This is a genomic window from uncultured Fretibacterium sp., assembly GCF_938040765.1.
Classification (GTDB): domain Bacteria; phylum Synergistota; class Synergistia; order Synergistales; family Aminobacteriaceae; genus CAJPSE01.
Map to the genome: position 1 here is coordinate 1 of NZ_CALIAA010000032.1, position 4,632 is coordinate 4,632.

Genomic DNA, 4,632 nt, shown 5'->3' on the forward strand with positions numbered 1-4,632 from the left:
CTCCGCGGAGTCCCTTTCCATCTCCTCGGGGGATTCCGCGCTGTAACCGCCCAGGGAGAGGTTGACCGCCGCAATTTTGAGGGCCGGCTGGCTGCGAAGAAGGCCAAGCAGCCTGTCAAGCCCCCTGATGACGGTGGATGTCGAGCCCGAACCATTTGCGTCCAGGACCTTGAACGCGATGACCTTACTTCGCCAGCTGACCCCGGCGACCCCTTTCTGATTGTCGCCGACGGCTCCGATGATCCCGCTCACGTGGGTGCCATGCCCCGCATCGTCCTCGTAGGCGTCTTCGGCGTAGAAGGGCGAGAAACAGCGGCTGTTGAGCGTGTCGATGTTGTCCTTCAGGTCCTCGTGTCCGGTCGCGATCCCCGTATCGAGTACGGCGACGCGGACGGAATCGTCTCCCGTCGTCTCGCTCCACGAAGCCGGCGCGTCGATGTCCCTCATGCCCCAGAGCTTGTCGAAGTATGGGTCGTTGGGGATTTTCTCCTCCAGTGCGTGCAGGGGGCGGTTAGGGGATATGGCAAGGACACTGGGGTTTCCCTTCAGTGATGCCGTCAACTGCTCCGTCGTTCTGCCCTCTGCGTTCAGCAGTACAAAAACTCCATCCACGGACTCCGAGAGCGCCCCATAGGTTCGGACGACCCGCGCTCCTGCCGCCGCAGCTTCGGCAGCGACGTGGAACTGGGTCACGCCCCGCAGGGCGGAGCTGTGGGTCAGGCGTTCGCCGGAGTTGTTGCGGAACAGAACGATCACCTCCCCGGGGTTGGCCGGTTTCGCTTCCAGGGGGCCTGAGCACAGAAGCACGAACGCGCAGCTGCAGATAAGGGCAAAGTATTTTTTCGTCATGACATGAAGCCTCCCGAATGGGTCGGATCTACAGGGGTGCACTGCCCCCGCCTGCGACAGAACAAGGGGATGCCTGCGAGAACGATGAAGGCGAAGGGGAATGAGCTGCATCCGCCCCCGGAGCTTTTCGTCCCTCTCTTATCACTCTTATCGGGAGTTTCCGGCGTGGAATCGGCGCGAGGGACGCTGCGAAGGGGCAGCCCCTCCGAGCCGAACTTCTTCTCGGATGCGGAGCCATCCTCGAAATAGAAGGTGATCCCCCTGATCGCCGCCTTGTCCAACTCCGAATCCAGAACCCGTCCGTTCAGCTCCAGCCGGTACTTGTGCTTCTTCTCCATCGTCACGGACATGACGGTCCTGGCACCCTCCCCGTCCCTGACAAGCCTGTAGGACTCTATGCCGTTGACGAAGTTCGAAGCGTCGACGCGCACAGAAACGGGTTGATTGAGGAAGCTCACGCCGCAGGAGAGGGAGATGCCGCGCTCACCCCTGTCGTTGGGAGCTCCGACTTCCACGTTCCAACCGGCAGGATTCTCCGGGACGTCCACACCGATGTCCTGCGAGATCTCGGGTTGAGGTTGGGGCTTCGGATCCGGTTGGGGTTTCGGATTCGGTTGGGGATCCGGCTGGGGTTGCGGATTGGGCTTGGGATCCGGCTGTGGCTGTGGCGCAGGGGCGTTCCCGGACAGGATGGTCAGGGGCAGTGAGGCGGACAGCAGGGAGCCGTTCTTGAGCCGCACATCGAGCGTCAACGTCCCGTCCACAATGCCCTCCAGGGGCTTGAAGATCAGGGCAATATCCGTGCTTGTGACGGGGTCCATCCACCAAGTCCATTTCGTGTCGGGGCGGCCATCCTTGCCGCGATAGGATGGAACGGCCCTGTCCACGGTCGCGATCTCGGCGTCGCCGATCAGACGGTAATGAAACGTGCGCACCTCGCCGATATGGAGCCTGGTGTCCGGCTGGCCCACGATCTCCAGCCCGGTGAACCGTATCTCCTCGAATCCCGCCGATATGCTGTGATCGCGGGAGACCCCTTCGAACTTATAGTCGTACTCCGTGCGGCCGGAGGCATCCGGCAGGAGGGCCCCGTCGACCCGGACGCCGGCGATCCGGAAGCCCTTGTCCGCGCGAATGGCGAAGGAGCGATCCGTTCCCCTCTTCACGGAGATCTCCCCGGAGGGCTCGATGCTGCCCCCGAGGTCGGCCGCCGCGGAGATGACGAACTCCGTTCCGGGAACCGTTGCGTTTACCTCGAAGGATCCGGCATCCGCCCTTCCGGAACGCTTCAGTCCCCTCTGGTCCGCCGAGACGCAGGAGAGGAGCCCCTCCTTCTGCATCTTCGACAGGGAACTCCTCTGCAATTTCCCCTCCAGCTCCGTGCCGTTCATGCCGATATCGACGGCGGAACTTCCCGCCACGATGGCGCAGGTCTCAGTCGAACCGCCATTGTCGGCCAATGGTTGAATTTTTGCGTCCCCGGACGCGACGTTTTCCGGGGTGGCCCTCGAATAGTTGAAGTCCCCCTTGACGACGCAGTGGCTTACGAGGAACCTCCCGACCATTTCGTGATAACCGATCTCCCCGCCCTCGTTCTCCCAGAGGATGCCGTTCAGGATAAAGGGCTCGACCCCCTGTTCCGCGTAGAAGGCGCCGCCCTCCGTGCCCTTGTTCCTCAAAAAGGTACAGTGCGTCAAAACGGGCGCCGTCCTGGGGAAGGAGGTCATCCCGTTTTCCGCATACGCTCCGCCGCCCCTTGGGGCTTCGTTTCTGAAGAAGGTGCAGTTCGTGAGCGCCGGGGACCCGACGGACTGGAAGAAGCCGCCGCCGCAGCTCGATGCGTAGTTCTGCGAAAAGGTGCAGTTATACAGGGAAATCGCGGTGCGTTCTATGGCAGCGGCCCCTCCGCCCAGCCCCCTGCCGTTTTTGGAGGATGTCCGGTTGCCGACGAAGGTGCAGTCCCTCACCTCGGCAGCACTATCGTAATAGATATAAAGCCCGCCTCCACGAGTGTCGACCTTGCTTTGTTCGCTGCTCTCCGCAGTGTTGTTCTTGAAGGTGCAGGCAATGATGTGCGGGCTCGCCGCCATGACGCCCATTCCTCCGCCGAAGGCTTCCGCCGAGTTCCCCTCGAAGAGACAGCCCTTCACCGTGGATCCGAACTCCCCGGCCTTGCCGATCTTTCCGAACTCGAACAGGCCGGCTCCCCCCTGTGAGGCCCTGTTTTTCTTAAAGATGCAGTTTTCGACCCTGGGGCTGCCCTCGCGGCTGGCCATGCCGCCGCCTGACTTGGCCAGGTTGCCCACAAAGATGCAGTTCGATATCCTTGGGGAGCCCGATAGGCTCAATCCTCCGCCCTTGCCCGCCGGGTTGCTGCCCCCGGTGACAGTCACGCCGTCGAGGACGGTGCTCTCCGTGCATTTTGCACCCTTCACCACGACGGTACTGTTAGTCCCCGTGATGCCCTCCCAGGAGGCCGTCGCGCCGCTTCCATCCTTTTCGTCGTCGTTATGGAGGTCGCCGGTGAGGATCGTCACGTGCGCCTTGGGATCCCGCCCGCTTCGGTCCTTCTCGTCTCCCTTGAATCCTCCGTAGACCGCCACTCCGTCCCCGAGGATGAACGCCGCCGCCGGATCGCCTGAAAGGCTGGGCCGATAGATGCCGCCAGCCACCCAGAACTCCGTCCCCGCTTCAGCGGAGGAAAGCGCGGCGGAAAATTCCTTCTCTCCCAACGCGCGCTCCCAGGAGGAGCCGTCCCGGTTCGCTTCCAGGGGTGCCCCGTTCGGTGTGACCCGGAGCACCCTTTCGGCCGCCCCGATGGGGTGGGGAAAAAGCAGTGAGACAAAGGCCAGTGCCGCCGCAGCATGAATCGTAAAACTCTTCCTCACTTTCAGGAACTCCCTTCGGAAGAAATTGTCCCGAATCTCAGACTCTTCGATTCGGACACACCTCGAAACAAAGCAGAAGGCCGCCCTGTGGAGATGGGAGGAACGGCCTTCCGCCTTGGGTCAACGGTTCAAAAAAATTTCAGGTCGAGTTTACCGCGCTTTTTTCCCGAATCGTGATGCCATGGGCACCAGGGCCAATGCCGCAAAGGAGAGAAGCCCGGTGTCGCACCCGCTGCTGCCGCCTTTCTTTTCCGTGTCGGGGGAAGGAGATGTTTTCTTCATCCCCTTCAACGGAATCCCCGAGGACGGCAGGGACAGGCTCCGTTCCCCCGAACCGTCGGAGGGCGTGTAGAGGATACCCGTGATCGCAGCCTTATCCCTGTCCGCCGTTTCGAACTCCCCGGAGGCCCTGAGCGTGTAGCGACGGGCTGCCGCAGCGGCCGTCCTCGTCTTTCCCGAGGAAACGGGAAGCAGCTCGGCCTTCACCGTTCCCTGCCGGAACCCCTGGGTTGTCAGACGCATGCCCTTCAGGCCGAGGTTCGTCTCGAAGCTGGTCGTGAAAACGACCTTGGTGACATTACCCACCTGGGTCTCGCTGATACCCCAGTTCAAATCAGCGAGTTACACACGGAAAGTTGAAACAATATTTGTAAAGATATTTCGCAGTGTCAAAAGGCATTGCAAACGACCCTTCAGCAAGGGTAGGGGCGCGGTTCATCACGTTCCTAACACCCAATGCAGCAAGCTTACAGCCACCAGTCAAGGCTACATCTTCGGTGCTGGAATGCAACAAATCATACTATAATAGAAAATAATAGCGGAAAAGTAGAAAAATATTGCAAAACATTTGTCATTTTAAAATAAAAGCGTTATATTTGCGAATATATCATAATAA

General features: G+C 60.7%; 3 protein-coding genes. All 3 read right to left on the minus strand.

The window, feature by feature from the left end:
- A partial coding sequence (locus tag Q0176_RS00980; RefSeq protein WP_299298142.1) for a S8 family serine peptidase occupies positions 1-849 on the minus strand: 849 nt, incomplete at its 3' end.
- A complete protein-coding gene (locus tag Q0176_RS00985; RefSeq protein ID WP_299298144.1) occupies positions 846-3,737 on the minus strand; it encodes a right-handed parallel beta-helix repeat-containing protein in 2,892 nt (963 codons plus the stop codon). The genes Q0176_RS00985 and Q0176_RS00980, both read right to left, overlap by 4 nt.
- 150 nt (positions 3,738-3,887) lie before the next feature.
- Positions 3,888-4,322 carry a hypothetical protein gene (locus tag Q0176_RS00990; protein ID WP_299298145.1) on the minus strand — a complete coding sequence of 145 codons (435 nt, stop codon included), beginning with the start codon at positions 4,320-4,322 and terminating at the stop codon, positions 3,888-3,890.
- Positions 4,323-4,632 lie beyond the last annotated feature (310 nt).